The organism is Vibrio cholerae (assembly GCF_008369605.1).
Lineage (GTDB): Bacteria > Pseudomonadota > Gammaproteobacteria > Enterobacterales > Vibrionaceae > Vibrio > Vibrio cholerae.
On the sequence record NZ_CP043554.1, the window covers coordinates 1146382 to 1163828 of the forward strand.

At 42.3% G+C, this 17447-nt stretch carries 17 protein-coding genes, 1 tRNA gene and 1 pseudogene; 10 read left to right on the forward strand and 9 right to left on the reverse strand.

Annotated features, from left to right (window positions below; all coding sequences use genetic code 11):
- The first annotated feature begins 55 nt into the window (after nt 1-55).
- The 4 genes from F0316_RS05495 to F0316_RS05510 are packed head-to-tail and all read left to right on the forward strand — an operon-like array spanning nt 56 to nt 1667.
- Nucleotides 56-325 carry a VPA1337 family putative T3SS effector gene (locus tag F0316_RS05495; protein WP_088124547.1) on the forward strand — a complete coding sequence of 90 codons (270 nt, stop codon included), beginning with the start codon at nt 56-58 and terminating at the stop codon, nt 323-325.
- Nucleotides 318-1058 carry a hypothetical protein gene (locus tag F0316_RS05500; RefSeq protein WP_113592448.1) on the forward strand — a complete coding sequence of 247 codons (741 nt, stop codon included), beginning with the start codon at nt 318-320 and terminating at the stop codon, nt 1056-1058. The genes F0316_RS05495 and F0316_RS05500 overlap by 8 nt, the downstream gene beginning before the upstream one ends.
- On the forward strand, nt 1045-1278 hold the full coding sequence (locus F0316_RS05505; RefSeq protein WP_000217070.1) for a flagellar biosynthetic protein FliQ: 234 nt from the start codon (nt 1045-1047) through the stop codon (nt 1276-1278). Before F0316_RS05500 ends, F0316_RS05505 begins: the two co-directional genes overlap by 14 nt.
- Before the next feature lie 14 nt (nt 1279-1292).
- Nucleotides 1293-1667, forward strand: a complete 375-nt coding sequence (locus F0316_RS05510; protein WP_000854879.1) for a hypothetical protein — start codon at nt 1293-1295, stop codon at nt 1665-1667.
- On the opposite strand, the gene F0316_RS05515 is transcribed toward F0316_RS05510, so the two are convergent.
- Both F0316_RS05515 and F0316_RS05520 read right to left on the reverse strand, forming a co-directional pair.
- Entirely contained in the window at nt 1668-2153 is a 486-nt protein-coding gene (locus F0316_RS05515; protein ID WP_000836880.1) for a hypothetical protein, read from the reverse strand. It lies immediately after the preceding gene.
- Nucleotides 2137-2886 carry a winged helix-turn-helix domain-containing protein gene (locus tag F0316_RS05520; RefSeq protein WP_017686480.1) on the reverse strand — a complete coding sequence of 250 codons (750 nt, stop codon included), beginning with the start codon at nt 2884-2886 and terminating at the stop codon, nt 2137-2139. Before F0316_RS05520 ends, F0316_RS05515 begins: the two co-directional genes overlap by 17 nt.
- Before the next feature lie 238 nt (nt 2887-3124).
- Between F0316_RS05520 and F0316_RS05525 the strand changes: the two genes are divergently transcribed.
- The 5 genes and pseudogenes from F0316_RS05525 to F0316_RS05545 form a co-directional block, all read left to right on the forward strand.
- Entirely contained in the window at nt 3125-3883 is a 759-nt protein-coding gene (locus tag F0316_RS05525; RefSeq protein WP_001024704.1) for a hypothetical protein, read from the forward strand.
- A gap of 40 nt (nt 3884-3923) precedes the next feature.
- The gene (locus F0316_RS05530; protein WP_000472891.1) at nt 3924-4205 is read left to right on the forward strand and encodes a hypothetical protein; all 282 of its coding nucleotides are present in this window, start codon (nt 3924-3926) and stop codon (nt 4203-4205) included.
- A gap of 418 nt (nt 4206-4623) precedes the next feature.
- Nucleotides 4624-5052 (forward strand): hypothetical protein, encoded by a 429-nt coding sequence (locus F0316_RS05535; RefSeq protein ID WP_230612626.1) that lies wholly within the window; start codon nt 4624-4626, stop codon nt 5050-5052.
- Between the two features lie 207 nt (nt 5053-5259).
- On the forward strand, nt 5260-5913 hold the full coding sequence (locus tag F0316_RS05540) for an AcfA family outer membrane beta-barrel protein (RefSeq protein WP_000821245.1): 654 nt from the start codon (nt 5260-5262) through the stop codon (nt 5911-5913).
- A gap of 151 nt (nt 5914-6064) precedes the next feature.
- A pseudogene (locus F0316_RS05545) lies at nt 6065-6741 on the forward strand (integrase core domain-containing protein); the annotation flags it as partial.
- A gap of 58 nt (nt 6742-6799) precedes the next feature.
- Here the strand turns inward: F0316_RS05545 and F0316_RS05550 are convergent.
- The 7 genes from F0316_RS05550 to F0316_RS05580 form a co-directional block, all read right to left on the reverse strand.
- Nucleotides 6800-8035, reverse strand: coding sequence for a tyrosine-type recombinase/integrase (locus F0316_RS05550; protein WP_000002766.1), 1236 nt, complete (start codon nt 8033-8035; stop codon nt 6800-6802).
- A 312-nt stretch (nt 8036-8347) separates the two neighbouring features.
- Nucleotides 8348-8435 (reverse strand) — tRNA-Ser (locus F0316_RS05555).
- 211 nt (nt 8436-8646) lie between these two features.
- Nucleotides 8647-11697, reverse strand: a complete 3051-nt coding sequence (gene vexD / locus F0316_RS05560; RefSeq protein ID WP_149560275.1) for an efflux RND transporter permease subunit VexD — start codon at nt 11695-11697, stop codon at nt 8647-8649.
- A complete protein-coding gene (vexC, locus tag F0316_RS05565) occupies nt 11697-12791 on the reverse strand; it encodes a multidrug efflux RND transporter periplasmic adaptor subunit VexC (protein ID WP_149560276.1) in 1095 nt (364 codons plus the stop codon). The genes vexD and vexC overlap by 1 nt, the downstream gene beginning before the upstream one ends.
- Before the next feature lie 215 nt (nt 12792-13006).
- A complete protein-coding gene (locus tag F0316_RS05570) occupies nt 13007-13585 on the reverse strand; it encodes a PqiC family protein (RefSeq protein WP_000805968.1) in 579 nt (192 codons plus the stop codon).
- The gene (pqiB, locus tag F0316_RS05575) at nt 13582-15210 is read right to left on the reverse strand and encodes an intermembrane transport protein PqiB (protein WP_149560277.1); all 1629 of its coding nucleotides are present in this window, start codon (nt 15208-15210) and stop codon (nt 13582-13584) included. The genes F0316_RS05570 and pqiB overlap by 4 nt, the downstream gene beginning before the upstream one ends.
- A gap of 14 nt (nt 15211-15224) precedes the next feature.
- A complete protein-coding gene (locus F0316_RS05580; RefSeq protein ID WP_149560278.1) occupies nt 15225-16523 on the reverse strand; it encodes a paraquat-inducible protein A in 1299 nt (432 codons plus the stop codon).
- A gap of 265 nt (nt 16524-16788) precedes the next feature.
- Between F0316_RS05580 and breR the strand changes: the two genes are divergently transcribed.
- Complete coding sequence (gene breR / locus F0316_RS05585) at nt 16789-17418, forward strand: bile response transcriptional repressor BreR (RefSeq protein ID WP_000777169.1); 630 nt, start codon at nt 16789-16791, stop codon at nt 17416-17418.
- Nucleotides 17419-17447 lie beyond the last annotated feature (29 nt).

Below are 17447 nucleotides of genomic sequence, written 5' to 3' on the forward strand. Positions count from 1 at the left end.
ACAAGCAAGGAAGCTTGATAAATTACAAAAAAAAAGGATGGAAATCAGAAGTGAGCTGCTTAAAAAGTGGGATCATATTGAGTGGCTGCAAAACGAGTTACAAACAATCAATATGAAAAATGAGCATGATAGCCTTAAACGATTATTTATGCGTCGTGAGGGGTTACGTTCTCAAATAGAGTCTACATTTTATGATGCTTCGGTCATCAAGCAAGACTTAGATGAAGTGATGTTTGAAATTCAGCAAACTCAATTAGAGAAAAAAAACCTAGAGAAAAGGAAAGATCGGTTAACTGAAATGAGAGAACAGTTGATGTATGAATAGCATTAATAATTCTGTATCACCATTAACCTTAGATACAATAGAAGATAACCTTGATAAGGTACCATCTAAACAATCATGTGATGATAGTGATTTTTCAAAAATTCTTAATCAAGTGAGTAAAGTAGATGGTGAAGTTGTTGAGAGTAGCTTTGAACTTGAAGAGGACGATGAGGAGGAAAGTGATGCAGAATTATTAGAAAAAACACGAAGTATAGAGTTCGTTGAAGGAAGAGGAATGTTGAATTTTTTATTTCGTCATCCATCAAGAAATTCATACATAAAAACGATAGGCAAGAAAGTTGATTTAATAAAGAGTAATGATAATTCATTACAATATCAGCAAGCAAATTATAATTTCAGTTGGAGAAAATTTGAGATAGAAGGGCTGAAAGTTAAGATAGATTCATACGATATTGAATTTAAAATCTTCAGTGCATTTCACTTTATAGATGCCAATTTAGCCGGCAGACTAGAAAGAAGTTGTGCTTCTCTGAGAGTTGAAGCCACTTATTTTAATAATAAATTTAAAGAATATATTAAGATAGAAGATTATAAACAACACACTAACTTTTCTAAAGTCGGTTTAGATAAGTTTGATCTGTCGGCTAATTACTTTAATCAATTGGAAGGCTTGAATAGATATCGTGTTTATTATAAGAAAAAATATTATATTTTTGAGTTTGACAATGGAAGATTAGTTAATCTTATAAGAGGTGATGATGACGGTTCTTGATGTTACAGCAGCAAGCTTAAATATTCTAACTGATGCAATCATTATTTTCTCTGTTGGCTTTGTTATTACAGGCGTCTTGGTCGGTCTGCTACAGACAGTGTTTAGTATCCAAGATCCTGGGTTACCCATGGCGGCTAAGTTAGTTGTTTTTATGGTGCTACTAACCCAGTTTGGTGGCAGTATTTATGAGCAATTTCATCTATTATTCAGAGAGTTATAATTTGAGGAGACATTATGAAGACACTACGAGAAATCGTCTATAAAACGCTTGTTGATCATTTTAATGTATCACCAAATCTATTATCACGAATTGAAAATAATGAACCTATTAGCATTGAACTAGTAGGAGGAGAGGAAATTTTTATTCATTTGAATGAGTACGTGTTACAGAGTTTTATTGAGATTCCCCTAAAAGATAGTCGTAATTTACGTTACAAAGCACCTAAGATTATGGAGATATTACAAGAAGATCCAGATATGTTTATGAATATACAGAAAGATAAAGTTGTCTTAGTCACCGAAATTGATAAAAAGTTACATAGTATCGAAAAGGAACTATCAACTAAGCTAACAATTTTTAATAAAATGGCAGCGGAAATTAAGCTATAATTAATATTTATGAAGCGTTAAAATCTGTCCATCATAAAAGAATAAGGCAATAACAATATACTCGTCAGATAAATAAAGTATTTTAATATTATTTAAGTTGTCTATAAGGTTTTGGGTAGAGTTTGGCTTGGTATATGGTTTCATATCGGCTTCACTTGTGCCTGTATACACATCAATATTATCAAATACAAGATAATATTGATGTGTATTTTCTTTTAAAATGTTACCACTCCCTTTCACTTTGTAGTAATTTTTATTTTCATTGACACCTACTTCTCGAACAATGATGATGGATGAAAATGTTTGACCTTTAATCGATACAGTGATGTTTACATCATGTTGATATTTGCTATCAGTAGTTTCATATTTATAACTAGTTTCATAGAAATATGTTGGTTGGAATAGCGTTGTATAAGAAATTATCATTAACATAATTATCGAAATAATGGTTATTGCTGAATGCCATTTTTTAAATTTTGATTTCATTTATTATATGCTCACGAATTTTCTTATAGTCTTTGGTGCCTGCAGTAAAGATAATACGGTTTTTACTCTTCCCGTTTTTCTCTATAAAGCTATAAGATACTGTTTCTTTATTTAGCATAATATAGAGTCTTTCTGGGGATATTCTCTCAGCTGATAAGGAATGAATTAATTCGACACCTAATTGTTCAGAATATTGAAAGTCATCAGAATAGATATAAATATAGTCTTGTTGATAACTCAGAATTGGATAGATTTCTTTATCTATTGCCACAGTGGTAATAGGATATATTTTATAAGTAGAATAGATTATAAATAATAGCTGTACCAATATGCTTAAAAATAAAATATATTTTTTGCCAAAAGACTCTTTCTTAGTTTCTTGCTGAAGGTTTGAGATTTGATTTTTATCAAAATCTTGAATGAGCGTGACGAATTTACTTTCTATAAGATACCCTTTTTTAGCTATAGTTTTTATATGTTTCTGACTTTTTCCATCATCATTTAAATAAGCTCTGATATTACGTACTGCTTGAGTAAGAGAGCTATCGGTGACAAACTTCCCTGGCCAACCTTTTTTAATGAGCGTTTCCTTGTCAATGAGCTTCCCTGCTTGTTCACACAAAGCAAGAAGTACAAGATGTTCATGAGTACCAAGTTTTATCTGCTCTCGAGAGATCGAATCGGTCAAAAAGGGTGAGTCAGATGAGAGGATTTTTTGATCAATTTTATACATTTTTGAGATCAATTCAGATGTCCCCTTTGTTGTGTGGCTTTATAGCTCTGCCTTAACTAGGGTTTAATCCTATCATAATAAAATTTCTATCTCGAACATAAATTATCAAACAAATAATTTACAAACGTAATGACTTGAAACTGAGTGTAATTTTCTTCAGAAGTTTTCAGTATGACTCATTTGAGTGAGGATAGACCATGATTCATCATTAAGTGCTAACCTTATTGAGGAGTTAAATATGAACATCAATAATATATCAAGTATAAGTACAACTTATACCGTGGGTGAAGCTCAAACTGATCCTAATCATGGTAAACTGGATGTAAAGAGTGTTAAGCAAGGAGCAGATGTACTCCCTACGGTCTCTCGCAAAACAAGTTTTTTGTCAAAGATCAAGTCATCGCCGAATGGCTACAAAGAAAAAAGTCCAGAACTTGTTAAAGAGAAAGCTAGCCAAGAACGGCAACAAAGAAGTCGGTTATCATCCATAGAAAGTGCTTGTGCAAAATCATTCGATGACTTACCTGATGATATTAAGGTTAGTGGAATGAAACAGCACTTTTTAAGCTACGCTGCATCTATTATGGATCGTGAGTTTTCATTAATTTGTTCTCAGTCTGAGAATGGAAAGCAATCAGTTGAAGAACATAAAAGCGCAATTCGTATAGATCTGATTAAGTGGCTTTCCTTTGATCTCTCAAATAAAGATCCAAAAGAGATCTGGGCATCAAGTGCCAATAAAAGCCATATTGAAAACGGCTTAAGAAATACAGTGGACTCTTTGAAGTCACCTGGTTTGGAACGAGCGACTAAAGAAGAACGCCGTAAGGCACAGCAATTTGATTATCAAGCTTTGACAGATGTAAGCAATAAATTACTGGATAAATTTAACCAGCTTTCTGATACACCATTGAGAAGTTCAGATAATCAAGTTATCTCAAGTCGTTCTGTAGAAAGACAAGTGTATAAATTGTTAGATAAATATATTGGAAACTAAAGATAAATTATAACTTATTTTCAATAATAGGAAGGTAATTATGTTTAAGATTACATTACAACCTCAAAACTTGACAAAAGTCTGCCATGCAGCAAAAAGTTCGGTACAACGATCATTTCACTTAGATTCCAACATTAAAAATGTGAAGAATTGTAGTGATCGTATACAAGATACTCAAACAACAGCACAAAACGTTCCATCTATTGTAGAACGTCTAAAAAATGAAGTTCAAAAGTTTGAAAATCAGCGTTCTAATGCAAACCGTTACGGCATGGAAGTGTTATATTACTGTGGTAAATTTGAGAGTCAATATCGTAACTGATTTCCTTTTTGATTAAAAATGGCCAAGTTTACTTGGCCATTTTTAATTTTAGAGATTTCTATTTAAAATTTTGAGCATTAGATAGCCATTCTGAAAAAGTAATAAGTGGTAATTTGTATATCATAGTGACTATATTTAATAATAATCGCCTACTTGAGGCCGTAGAAGTATTGACTACATTAAGATTCAAGTAGCTATATATTCAAAATCTACACAAGGATTAATACTATCTATGAAAGTATTACAGAGAACTTGCAACTACATTAGATCTAATTTGAACCAATCAATATCTAGACTAAATGTAGCTCATATTAGAAATGTAAAAAATGAGAGACCGATAAGCATTTCAGTCAATGCTGAGGCTAACTTTTTTGAGGGAGTATCAATATTAAATAAACCTAGAACTAGGGTGTCTAATATGAGACAACTATTACCGTTAGAGTCATTTGAGCGTATATCCAAAGCATATGAGTCTAAAGATGTTCGATTGGTTGCGAGAGATAGTGCATTCTTAGGTCTACAAAGAGCTATCAGAAGTGAAAGACTTGAGCTTGATAACTTCAAATCTAATTTTCCTTACTTAACCGTTGCTAATGGTTCTCTTCGCACTATTGTAACTGGGCTAAAAGGTATTGTTGAATTTGATGATGGACAGATGAAAGATATCGCAAAAGAAATATTGGATACCCAAATATGTGGGGTACCATTTTCTCAGTTTGGAACATGCTCTGGATCAGCTAGAGATCTTGTCGACAACGCATCATATCAACAAGAAAAAATAATTATTAAGCATCTTAATGAACTATTTGAAAAAGTAGCACTTCACCTTGTTGGTGCTGAAGTTTAGTAAAATTATATGAAATCAATGCTGTAATTCTTGATAAGAAGGATTTTTAGTTTAGCATAGACAATATCATTGTGTTTGAATAGAACTGTCATATATAAAAACATGATGAAAGAGAATCTCTAAGCTGATCTTTATATTGAAATTAAATATACTGCTATTAATTATTGTAAGTGAATTTTTCATGGCATTTTATTTTAGGAGTTATAAGTGAAACGAATCATTTTATTTTTTCTTAGCCTGATTAGTTATTGTGCTTATTCAAACACGTATATTGGAATTGAATATGGTTATGGAGCTGTTAACCATGACTATAAGGTGAATTATATCCAAGATGGTGTTTCCTTAGATCCGGATATTAGTAATGGTAAAGTTTCACTATTCGGTGGGTATCAATTTACAGAACAATTTTCACTAGAATTCGGATATTCATTCTTTAAGTTTGAAGACGATTACTCTAGAACAATCGGAACTATTTCTGATTCGGGAAGGGATTATATTCATGAAAGGGAGTGGGATGCAAGAGTAAATGCGGATCAATTCTATATAGCACCTGCATTTTCTTTTTATTTTGATGGCCAAAAAAAATGGAAGGCTAATATCAAAACAGGAGTTACTTATACACAGTACCATTCTAAGTCAATGAGTTATGATCAGTATGAGTACATTCTAAATGATGATATTGAATTTATGATAAATCGGCATTCAAATGAAAGGAAAAACAATGAAATTGGCTTTCTAATTGGTACTGGAGTTGATTATAATATTTATGACAATCTATGGTTAGGCTTGAGTATTAGTTATCAGATAGATGAATTTTCTGATTCGACATTAGCTGGGATTTCTGCCTACTACCGTTTCTAATTTTATACATATACTATTAGTTTAGGTCTATTATTAATTGTACTAACTCAGACTGGATCTGACACTTAAATTTGAAAAGATGAGAGTTACCCACTTTGATTAAAGGTGCTTAATCCGAAATTAAAGACAATAAGAGGTAACTCTCATTCTTTATACTAGAAATCTATCATCAAACAAAAAGCAGGTGAATGAAAATGGCATCATTTTAGCGGATGAGCAGATCGCAGCTTTAGAGCGTAAAAAACATGATGACGAAGCCTGTGGCGAGATAGAGACGGCGCATCCTTGCTACTTTGGTTATCACGACACGTTCTATGTTGGCAACTTGAAAGGTGTTGGGCGCATCTATTAACAAACCTCCGTTGATACCTACAGTAAAGTCGCCTTTGCCAAGCTCTACACAACGAAAACACCAATCGCCGTAACAGATATGTTGAATGATAAGGTTCTACCGTCCTTTGAGGCGCATGAACTGCCAATGTTGCGAATCTTGACTGAGCGAGGCTCTGAATACTGTAGCCCGTGTTGAGCAGCACGATTACCAGCTATATCTAGCCATTAAAATGATATCGACCACACGAAAACTAAAGGGATTCCACCACAAACAAATGATATCTGCGAAAGCTTCCACCAGACCATATTGAATGAGTCCTACCAAGTGATATTCAGAGAGAAACTCTATGCTTCGCTTGAGGAGTTAAAAAAGATCTAGACGAATAGATGAACTCCTACAACAATCATCGTACTCATGTGCGTAGCAGAACGCCCATAAAAAATAGTGGGTTTGGGAAATCAATCTGGGCTGAAAAGAATCTAGCCCAGATATAATTTGATAGGCACCGACCTCAAACGACGCTGCCTTACAATACGCACTAGATTTCACTTTTTAATCTTTCACTAAGCGCAAATATCCAGCACCAGCGACACTGTAGCTTCCATAGCTAGATTTTTCGATATGCTCACTCCACCAGCTCATAAGCTTTCGACGAGAGTCTAAATAGTCGGTGCGGTTGTATGCTTTGCGTATTTGGTTTTTGTCAGTATGAGCCAATGCGGCTTCAATGACATCAGGTTCAAAGCCCTGTTCATTAAGAGTGGTACTTGCCAAAGCACGAAGACCGTGCGCGGTCGTTCTATCCTTAAATCCCATTCTGCTAAGTGCTTTATTAGCGGTTTCAGAATCGGTGGGTACCTTTGGATTACGGCTAGATGGGAAAATGAACTCTCTATGACCACTGATAGGCTTAATTGCTTCAAGAATAGCCAATGTTTGTGCTGTCAGTGGGACTACGTGCTCACGGTTCATCTTCATTCGCTCTTTAGGGATAATCCAAAGCTTATTAACCATGTCGATTTCTTCCCAACGAGCACCAGAGGCTTCGTTAGGCCGAACCATGGTGTGAAGTTGCCATTCAATTAAAAATCGTGTCACATGCTGGATATTTGCTGTAGCAACGGTGCGTATAAGATCATGCATTTCATGTGGTTGCAGGGCTTTCATGTGCACCACTTTGTGTTTTTTAAACACATCACGGATGCCAGCTAATGGGTTAGCATGAATGACACCGCTATTTACCGCATAGTTCATGATTTCATTCATAAGTTGGGCGGTGCGTTTTACAGTTTCTAGTAATCCTTGAGACTCTATTGGCCTTAATGCAGCGATGGCAATCGGCGCAGTAAGTTTACTAACGGGTATCGAGCCCAATTTGGGAAAGGCATAAAGTTCAAGTTTTCGCCAATTCCCTTCCAGTGTCTTCTCTTTTATTTGCCCTTCCTTTGTAGCCTTCCATTGCTCAGCGACAAACTTGAACGTAGCATTTTGTTCAGTAATGGTTTTTGCTTTTTGTTCTTCTTTAGCGAGTTGAGGGTCAATACCATCCGCTAACTGCTTGCGAGCCTCAAGGGCTTTCTCTCGAGCTTCCGCCAAAGACATATCGGGATAGGTACCAAATGAAAGATAAGTAATCTTATCTTGTCCTGGCCGTTTATAACGGAATTGCCATGAGCGAGAATTACTTGGACGTACGCAAAAGTAGAGATTGCCGCCATCAGATAAACGATAAAGCTTATCCTTAGGTTTTGCGGTTTGAATTTGCCTTGCGGTTAGATTATTTGCCATTTCAATCCCTCAAGTAATACCTGGCTAGAGCATGAGGACTCCAAAAATTAGGTATTACTTTTGGCTAATAACTACTTAATTTACATTAAGTTACAGCCTGCTTTGGTGGGCGGTTTGACCATAAAGTAATACCTGGATTGGTGCTCAAAAGTAATACTAGCACTAGAGTGGGTAGCTGGGTATTACTTTAGGTATTACGAAAAGCGAACGCTTTTATGACATCTTGTGGAATATTACTGAATAGTAACTATTTGATTTTCATGAATTTCAGATAAGAAAAAAGACGTCCTAGGACGTCTTTAAACTTGAATGTGGCGGTGAGTGAGAGATTCGAACTCTCGATACGTTGCCGTATACACACTTTCCAGGCGTGCTCCTTCAGCCACTCGGACAACTCACCGAATCGTTAACCGCTTGGCTAACGAGGCGCTAATTTAATGATTCTACTGTGGATGGTCAAGCAGAAATCCGAAAAAAACTCGCGCATTGAGTGCGTTTGCTTACAAAGTAGCTGAAGTGTGCAAAATCACAACAATTGTGCTGGGTTTTCTCGAATAATAAGGCTCCTTGCGGAGCCTTATTGGTTGGGAAGGGTGAGATTAACCGCCTGATTATACTTTGGCGACTTTCACTCTAAACAGCACGGCATAGAAGAGCGGGATCACGACTAAGGTCAGAATGGTGGCAAACAGCAAACCAAACATAATGGTGACCGCCATACTCTTAAAGAATGGGTCTACCAGAAGTGGAGCCACACCTAAAATCGTGGTGAATGCGCCGAGCAGAACCGGGCGTGCACGGCTCACCGCCGCATCAATGATTGCGAAATAAGCTTCTTTACCTTCGCGAATTTCCGCATCCGCTTGGTCAACCAACACAATCGCGTTTTTCACCATCATACCAATCAAGCTTAAAAAGCCGAGGATCGCCATAAACTCGAACGGAGTTTGAAAGGCGATAAGGCCAATGGTGACACCCACGACGGCAAAGGGGGCGGTCATCCAGATCACGAGTGGCTGACGCAGCGCGTTAAACATAAATACCACCGCGAGAATCATCGCCGCAAAGCCGTATGGTGCGGAGAGCGCCAAACCTTCATTGGCGTCTTTCGAGGCTTTGTATTCACCGTACCAAATCAGCTCATAACCTGCCGGCAGTTCAATCTGCTCGATTTTTTCGCGCACATTATTGAACGCATCGGCCGTCATCACACCCGGCGCTGGGTCAGCTTGTACCAAGATGGTCGGCATGCGGTTGATGCGGCGCAGTAAGGCATCTTGATAGACAGTATCGACCGAGTCCACCAGTTGGCTCACCGGAACGTAACGGCCAGCTTGCGCGCTGAACACTTCACTGTTTTCAATCGCACGTTCGTGGTGGCGTTCATTTTCTGGTGCGCGAACTATCAACGGGATCAAGTCATTGCCTTCGCGATACACTCCAACATTACGGCCATTGAGCGTTTGCGCGATCGCGGCGCTGATTTCTTGTGTGGTTAAGCCAAGGCGCTGTGCTTCTTGCGCGGAATACACAGGTTGCAATACCGGCACTTGTTGACGCCAGTCATCTTGTACCGCAATCAGGTTCGGGTCGTTATGCATAATGGCTTTGGCTTGTTCGGCCAATTGGCGTAGCACGTGGCTGTCTGGGCCTTTGAAACCGGCTTCAATTTTCTTACCGCCGCCGCGACCGAGCATAAACTTCCACACCTTGATTGAGGCATCAGGGTATTTGGCATCCAGCTCATTTTGCAGCTCGCCTACTAATGGGGCAATTTTGGTGTAGTCATCAATATCAATCAGCAGTTGGCCGTAACTTGGGTTACGCGCCTCGGGTGAGTAGGTCAGCATAAAACGCAGGCCACCACCGCCGATGAAACTGGTGATATTGGTAATACCGTCTTTTTGCGCCACGTCTTTCTCAATGCTGGCGACAACCTGTTCGGTGCGGCGAATATCCGAGCCTTGTGGCAAGTACACATCCACCACAAATTGTGGTCGTTGCGACTCTGGCATAAAGCCCGGCGGAATAAACTGAGCTCCCCACACCGCAGCCACTAAGGTGCCGAGTAGCATCGCACAGCTGACCACGCGGTGGCTTAACACCCATTGCAATACGGCTTTATAACCCGTCACCAATTTAGACGGTTTCGCCTCTTTGGTGGGAGCTTTAACGCGTAGAAAGTCATGGCACAGCATGGGGGTGACGGTCACCGCAAACACCCAACTCAAAAACATCGAGTAGAGGATCACCCAAAATAGCGAGCCGGCATATTCGCCCATATCGGAAGGGGAGAGGCCAATTGCGCTGAAGGCAAAAATACCCACCACCGTACCGCCCAGCAGTGGCCATTTTGTGGCATTGACCACTTCAGAAACCACTTGCTGTTTATCCGCGTTCGGATCTTGTTGAAAACGCACGAGTACGCCATCAGTGACCACAATCGCGTTATCCACCAACATGCCGAGGGCGATGATGAGCGCGCCGAGCGAAATCCGCTGCATGGCGATGTCATCAATCAGCATCACACATAAGGTACCGGCAACAGTAAGCAGCAAAACAAAACCGATAATGACGCCTGAGCGTACGCCCATGAACAGCAGGAGCACGACAAACACGATGGCGACAGCGGCAATCAGGTTATCGATAAAATTGGCCACCGAAGCGCGCACCGAGTCAGACTGCATCGAAATCACATGCAGATCCATGCCCAGTGGGCGCTGGCTTTCAAGTTCTGCCAAGCGTGCTTTGACGGCATCGCCCATCTCGACCACGTTACCGCCGGTGACGTTGGAGATACCAAAGCCAATTGCACGCTGACCGTTATAGCGCATCAGCATCGATGTTGGCTCGGTGTAGCCACGGCTGATGTTGGCAATATCACCTAGGCGTACCACCGCATTGTTGCTACCGACCGCCACTTGCAAATTAGTGAGGTCAGCCAAGGAGCTGATGTTGGATTTAGGGATCACCGGAATGCGCATTTGCTGAGCATCGACGCTGCCTGCAACGGTGACTAGGCTCTGCTTTTGTAGCACTTGCAATACGCGTTCAACCGAAAGGCCAAATTCCGCCATGCGTTCGCTGGACATCTCGATAAAGATTGCTTCTTGCTGCTCGGCCAGCGTAGCGGCTTTGGCCACACCCGGCACCAGAACCAGTTCACGGCGTAGCGTATCGACGTAGTCTTGCAGCTGTTTGTCGCTAAAGCCTTCCCCGGTAACTGCGTAAAACAGCGCGTACACGTCAGAGAAGTCATCGTTAACGATTGAAGCGCCGGCACCGGGAGGCAGTTGGCGCTGCGCATCCGCGACTTTGCGGCGTAATTTGTCCCATACCTGCTGCAACTGCGCGGAGGATTGGGCAAATTCGAGTTTGATTTCTACCGTCACTTCAGAGCGGCCTTGCATCGAAACCGATTTGACTTCTTTTAGCTCTTGCAGCGCTTGCACCGCACCTTCGATGACATCGGTCACTTCATCGGAAACTTCTTGCGCGGTGGCACCCGGATAAGGCGTCACAATCACCGCTTGGCGAATCACAAACTCAGGGTCTTCAAAACGACCCAATTTGAGGTAGCTGATGTAGCCGCCAATCAAGGTCAGGGCTATCAGCACCCAAACGCTGGTGCGTTTGGCAAGGGTATAACGTGCAATATCCATTATTGGGCTCCGTTGTTATCCGTGTAGGGACGAACGGTCATGCCTTCGCGTACGCTCGAAACACCGGCGATAATAACCTGCTCACCCGGTTTGAGATGCTGAGTGATCACCACGCGATCTTTGTAGGTAGTTCCGATGTCGACGTAACGTTTTTCCGCTTGGTCTTGCGCATTGACTACCCACACAAATTGTTTGCCTTGGTTATCTGGCACTAGGGCGGTCAGTGGTAGGGTGATGAGCGTGTTTTCATCGGCTGGTTTGTCGGCAACCGGGATCACTTTAGCTGACATGCCGGGCATCACGCGAAAGCCTTTCAAATCTTCAAAACCAAGCACTACAGAGTAGGTTTGTGAATCCGAACTTGGCTGAGTGGAGTAGGTACGCAGCTTTAAATCAAATTGCTGATTGGGAATCGCGCTTAACTCGGCGATCGCGCGGGTATTGCGCACACCTGAGAGCATGACACGATGCGGGATCTCAATCGCCACTTCCAAATCATTCAGATCTTGCAAAATCATGATCACTTGATTGGCCTGCACTTGAGCAAAATTCTCGATGGTTTTTTCACTGATGACGCCATCAAACGGGGCGGTGATTTGGGTGTACTCCAGTTTGCGTTTGGCCTCTTCAACGCGGTTTTTGGCAAGGTCGTAGCGATTGGTGACTTTATCCAGCTCGGCTTTAGAAATGGCTTGGGTTTTCTCAAAAATGGCTTTGGCGCGGCTGTACTCTTGTTCGGTATTTTTTAGCTCAAGTTGCGCAGCTTCCAGCGCCGTTTTGGCATCTCGTGAGTCGAGGCTCGCCAGTAATTGGCCTTTTTTCACTTGGTCGCCTTCTTTTACCGCGATATCCGTTAAGCGGCCACTGATGCGAAAAGCAAGATCAGCGCGCTGAGCGGCGCGCACTACGCCATTAAACGTGAGATCGGAAGCGCGTTGACTTGCGACAATCTCGGTTAATGCGGATTTGACCACGGGAGCGGGGGCGCTGACTTGTGGTGCTTCGCCGCAGCCTGCCAACAACAAAGCCGAGGCGATCACCGCGCTAAGCAAGGAGCGCTTTGCAGCCATTGAACGAGTAAAAGAAGGATTCATAGTGTGTTGCTCCTCAATTTCACAATTGGGAAAGGGGAGTCTGTACGAATCCCCATGCCTTTGACGTTTTATACCTGCAACTTCAAATCGGCAGGCACTTTGACCACCATGTGGTTAACTTGTCGCGCATCATACCTTGAGTAATGACAAAAAGTAAACTTTCGGGTGTACATTTGTGTTGGGATTTTTATTCTATCGATAACCTGATTGTCTGCTCAGCGAGTTACCAATTGGGTTTCGATCTGAGTTGAAAGTTGATCTACACCCGCAGAGAGTGCTTCAACCAGAGCGGGGTAACCCGTATCTTTGAGCGGCACCTGAAAACTAAACTCTTGGTTTAACATGCTTTCTCCTTTTGGGTTGAGCAGTTCCCAATTGCCAGCCACTTCGGCATTGCCCGTGTAGACACCATTAAATCGCTGCAATCTTACCTGCAGTTTCCAGTGCTCTTGCTGGATGGATGAAGCATTCAAAGGTGCAGGCCAGTAGCGAGATTGCTTACGGCGCAGATCATTGGTGATACGCTGTGTCAGTTGTGGGCTAAGCCGCTGTGCCCACTGGTTTTGTCTGGCTTGGATCACTTGCGTTTCCGACTGACGATAAACAATCCCTTGCGTATCCAGATAAGCCGCCAATTCTACGGGTTGAACCACCAGCAAAGGCAATGTTTTGGGTTGGATATGCTCGCTAAGTTCTGGGTTGTTTGGCAGTAAATAAAAACTGACTTTGGGCTGTGGCGTTCCTCCGCAGCCGACCAACAGTGTGGTTAACATCATTAATAACCATGGTTTCATTCTTGCTTTCCTTTCGCGGGAATCGGATCTGCTGTATTACTTTCACCAAAAATCAATGCATTAGGTTTTTCATTAATGGTGCGCAGCACAGGTTTAAATTCGGCCATCACTTGGTTGAGTTCTCTTAACGTGGTTTCAAGCTCACGATACACCGTCGACTCAGGACCAAAACCACCTAGGGTCGTTTCCAGTTGTTTTAGGCTCGCTTGAATATCCGCTGGCAGATTTTGTGTCTCTTGTTTTTTGAGAATGCGTTCTGCCGAAGCCAACAGCGCTTCTGAGGTTTTTAACGTGCTGTTGAGTGATGCCAAAGTATCATCCATAGGCAATCCGTTGAGCTTTCTCAGGAGTTCGGTGACTTGTTTTTGCACTTCTGCAAATTCGCCTTGTTTGGTCGGAAACATCGGGTACCCATCAAATTGGGTGAGGGGATCGGCTGGCTCATCAGGGAAGTAATCGGTATCGATATACAGCGCGCCAGTCACTAAGTTTCCTGTTTTTAAGGAGGCTTTTAAGCCCTTGGCAAACTCATCTTGCATACGCTTTTTCAAGTTGGGGAGATCGGTTGTGCCAAAGTTATCATAGAGACGTCCGAGCTCGATTCTGACCAAAACAGGAATGCGTTTGATATTGATGTAGATATTGGAGCTTTCTGTCTTGAGTGGAATTTTAGTCACCGTCCCGATTCTTAAACCGCGATATTCAACGGGAGCTAAAGGTTTGAGTCCGCGTACCGATTCATCAAACATCATCACAAACTCGATGTAGTCACCGTACATACCTTCACGGATCTGTTTCACATCGTCAAACAGGAGGAATTCGGTCATTTGCTGGGTAATTTGTTGCCCCGAATCGTCTTCTTGTAGCTGGCCAAAGGTGACTCCGCCTTTGAGTAGGCTTTCTATCGACCCTAAGCTGAACTCAAGCCCTTCGGCATTCAGTTGAAGGTTGAGCCCCGAATTGAGCCAGAAAAAGGAGCGTGTATTCACTAATTTATCGTAAGGGGCAAAGATAAAAAGTTGGTATTGAGCCTTTTTGCTTTCCACATCAAACAGGGTGCTTTCCACGCGGCCAACCGTGAATCCTTCGTACATAACGGGATCGCCGACACTCAGTTTCCCTGCCTCTTTATTGGTCAGAATCAGGCGTAACCCTTTGGCATCAGGCGGTGCAATAGGGGGTAAGTCGAGCACAGAAAATTCATCTTGAAACGTTTTGGATTGGCCAGGCTGCAGTTGGATATAAGCGCCAGAAAGTAGGGTGTCGAGTCCGGAAATCCCTTCTTTACCAATCCGAGGTTTCACAACCCACAAAAGCGAATCTTCACGAAGCATACGATCAGCATCTTTCACCATTTGCGCGGTGGCAATGATGTGTCGGTAATCGTCGCTGAGCTTAATGTCGGTAATCACCCCGACATTGACATTGAGCGCTTTAATTTGGGTTTTCCCCACTTCAAGCCCATCTGCCGTCGGCAGAACGAGAGTGATTTTCGGCCCGGTGCTATTGACGTACTGAAATAGCATCCACAGTCCCATCGCAAGCGCCAGAATAGGAATGATCCAAATCGCAGAGAGCTGCTTTTGCGCACTCACTTCAGCGTTAACTTGAGGTTCATCACTCATAGAAGTTTCTCAATTCATTGTTGTTGGTGAGATACGGGTGGCTCTTGCCACAAGATTCGCGAGTCAAAAACCATAGCGGAGAGCATGGTTAAAATGACTACCGCTGCAAAAGAGAGCGCGGCAGGGCCGGGATAAATCGCCATCAGATTATGCAGTTGAACTAACGCGACCAAGATAGCGACGACGAAAATATCAATCATTGACCAGCGGCCAATGAATTCGGTCACACGATAAAGTTTGAGCCGCTTTAGGTTCTGCTGTTCTGGAAATACGTTGAGCTTTCCGGCTTGCCAGTAGAGCCAACCGAGCGCAAACATTTTGGCCATAGGGATAAAAATACTGGCTACGAAAATCACCATCGCTACCGGATAAGAGCCGAGCTGCCACAGTACAAGCACACCTTGCATAATGGTTGAGCCTTCTGATTTGCCAAGGCTTACGGTATACATCATCGGATAAAGATTGGCCGGAATATAAAAAATGATGGCAGCCAGCAACAGTGCCCAAGCCCACTGCAAATTCAACTGTGGATGGTAAGCATGCAATCGACTTCCGCAGCGCACGCATTTCGGATGTTTGGCGGATGTAATGGGATTGATTTGCTGGCAGGAGTGGCAATTCATGTGATTGTGCGTGCAATGAGTGTGCCCAGACGCGACGCCCTGAGGGATACGTGCAGGAATAAAATGTTGCCACAACCAGAAGCGATCAACCGATGACACGGTTTTTACCATTAAGGCCGAAAAGCAGCAGAATGCCCAAAAAGAGTTGCCCATAGAAACGTCTGCAAGAGAGGCGATTTTAATGAGGCTAACCAATACTCCAATCAAAAAGACATCCACCATCAACCAAGGCTGTACTTTAAACAGCAGATTGCACAGATGTTTGGTGAGCCAGAGTTCTGATGTTGAGGGCAATGCTTTTTTGGCCCGTAGCGCTTTCACATAAAGAAAGAGAATGATCACCAGATACAGGGCGGGCAGTAAGATGACCGTCGAAAACAGTAAAATAGCGAGTAAAACGTTTTGAAACTCTTCAAGCATTTTAGCCGCATTCAATAGCGTAATTTCTTGAGTCAGTCCTTGTACGCTAAATGACATAAAAGGGAAAGAGAGGCTCAGCATCAGCAAAATCAGACTGCCTATCGCGAGAGCGATAGTGGTCTGATACGGATGTTTTTGAATTTGTGTGAGCGTATGCCCGCAGCGTGGGCAATGAGCAATGTGCCCTTGGCTTAACTTAGGTAAGCTCGACACGAGCCCACATTCGTCACAACAGATTAAATGATGGTTGCCGTTTCTATCCGTAGCCATGGGTTTTATTCGTAGATTGTCTTCTGCGCAACAATTCTACACAGTTAATAACAAAGAGATAGCCTCACCAGAAAGCATTTTCGCTGAGGCTTGATGAATAATCACTTTGCTAGCCGTGTCATTGATTGTCAGTTTACCTGCCATTTCAAAGCGATCATATCGATACTGTTATTACCGGTAAACTCACTGGTGTACTTTCAAGAAAGTCGGACTTATAGTGATAGCGGATGATATTGATAACCGATGAAGTTGAGGAAATCGTGGTATGAAACTCAGTGAGCAAAAGCGGTTGGCGCTGATTGAAGCAGCGAAAGAAGAGTTTACCCAGTTTGGATTCCATGCAGCGAATATGGATCGCGTTTGTGAACGTGCAGGTACCTCAAAACGCACCTTGTATCGCCACTTTACCAGTAAAGAGTTGCTCTTTATTGAAGTGATCAATCTTCTGGTGGCACAGCCGCACAAGGTTGGTTTTGAGTATCAATCTACCCGTTCTCTTGCGGATCAGTTGCACGACTACTTTGCGGCAAAAATTGACCTACTGTATCGAACGATTGGCCTTGATGTGCTGCGGATGATTGTGGGGGAATTTGTGCGCGATCCAGCCTTAACGCAGCAATATCTCGCATTGATGGGGACTCAAGATACGGCGCTGACTGCGTGGCTGCAAGCTGCCATTAAGGATGGAAAACTGATTGAGAAAGAAGTGGCTCCTATGGCGACAACCTTGATGAATCTCTTTCATGGTCAGTTTTTATGGCCGCAGTTGCTGGCCGCGGTGGAGCTGCCTGATGCCAAACAGCAGCAAATCATGATGGATGAAATCATTCGTGTGTTTGTGCTGAGCTACGGTGTATCCTCTCCAAGTCATTTGAGTATAGAACTAAAGCCTTAGAGGCTAACGGATCACTGATGAGGAGTCTT

Bases quoted from the DNA above. Each gene is read 5' to 3' on its own strand.
- F0316_RS05500 (WP_113592448.1), top strand. From the start codon at position 318: ATGAATAGCATTAATAATTCTGTATCACCATTAACCTTAGATACAATA.
- F0316_RS05505 (WP_000217070.1), top strand. From the start codon at position 1,045: ATGACGGTTCTTGATGTTACAGCAGCAAGCTTAAATATTCTAACTGAT.
- F0316_RS05510 (WP_000854879.1), top strand. From the start codon at position 1,293: ATGAAGACACTACGAGAAATCGTCTATAAAACGCTTGTTGATCATTTT.
- F0316_RS05515 (WP_000836880.1), bottom strand. From the start codon at position 2,153: ATGAAATCAAAATTTAAAAAATGGCATTCAGCAATAACCATTATTTCG.
- F0316_RS05520 (WP_017686480.1), bottom strand. From the start codon at position 2,886: ATGTATAAAATTGATCAAAAAATCCTCTCATCTGACTCACCCTTTTTG.
- F0316_RS05525 (WP_001024704.1), top strand. From the start codon at position 3,125: ATGAACATCAATAATATATCAAGTATAAGTACAACTTATACCGTGGGT.
- F0316_RS05530 (WP_000472891.1), top strand. From the start codon at position 3,924: ATGTTTAAGATTACATTACAACCTCAAAACTTGACAAAAGTCTGCCAT.
- F0316_RS05535 (WP_230612626.1), top strand. From the start codon at position 4,624: ATGAGACAACTATTACCGTTAGAGTCATTTGAGCGTATATCCAAAGCA.
- F0316_RS05550 (WP_000002766.1), bottom strand. From the start codon at position 8,035: ATGGCAAATAATCTAACCGCAAGGCAAATTCAAACCGCAAAACCTAAG.
- vexD (WP_149560275.1), bottom strand. From the start codon at position 11,697: ATGGATATTGCACGTTATACCCTTGCCAAACGCACCAGCGTTTGGGTG.
- vexC (WP_149560276.1), bottom strand. From the start codon at position 12,791: ATGAATCCTTCTTTTACTCGTTCAATGGCTGCAAAGCGCTCCTTGCTT.
- F0316_RS05570 (WP_000805968.1), bottom strand. From the start codon at position 13,585: ATGAAACCATGGTTATTAATGATGTTAACCACACTGTTGGTCGGCTGC.
- pqiB (WP_149560277.1), bottom strand. From the start codon at position 15,210: ATGAGTGATGAACCTCAAGTTAACGCTGAAGTGAGTGCGCAAAAGCAG.
- F0316_RS05580 (WP_149560278.1), bottom strand. From the start codon at position 16,523: ATGGCTACGGATAGAAACGGCAACCATCATTTAATCTGTTGTGACGAA.
- breR (WP_000777169.1), top strand. From the start codon at position 16,789: ATGAAACTCAGTGAGCAAAAGCGGTTGGCGCTGATTGAAGCAGCGAAA.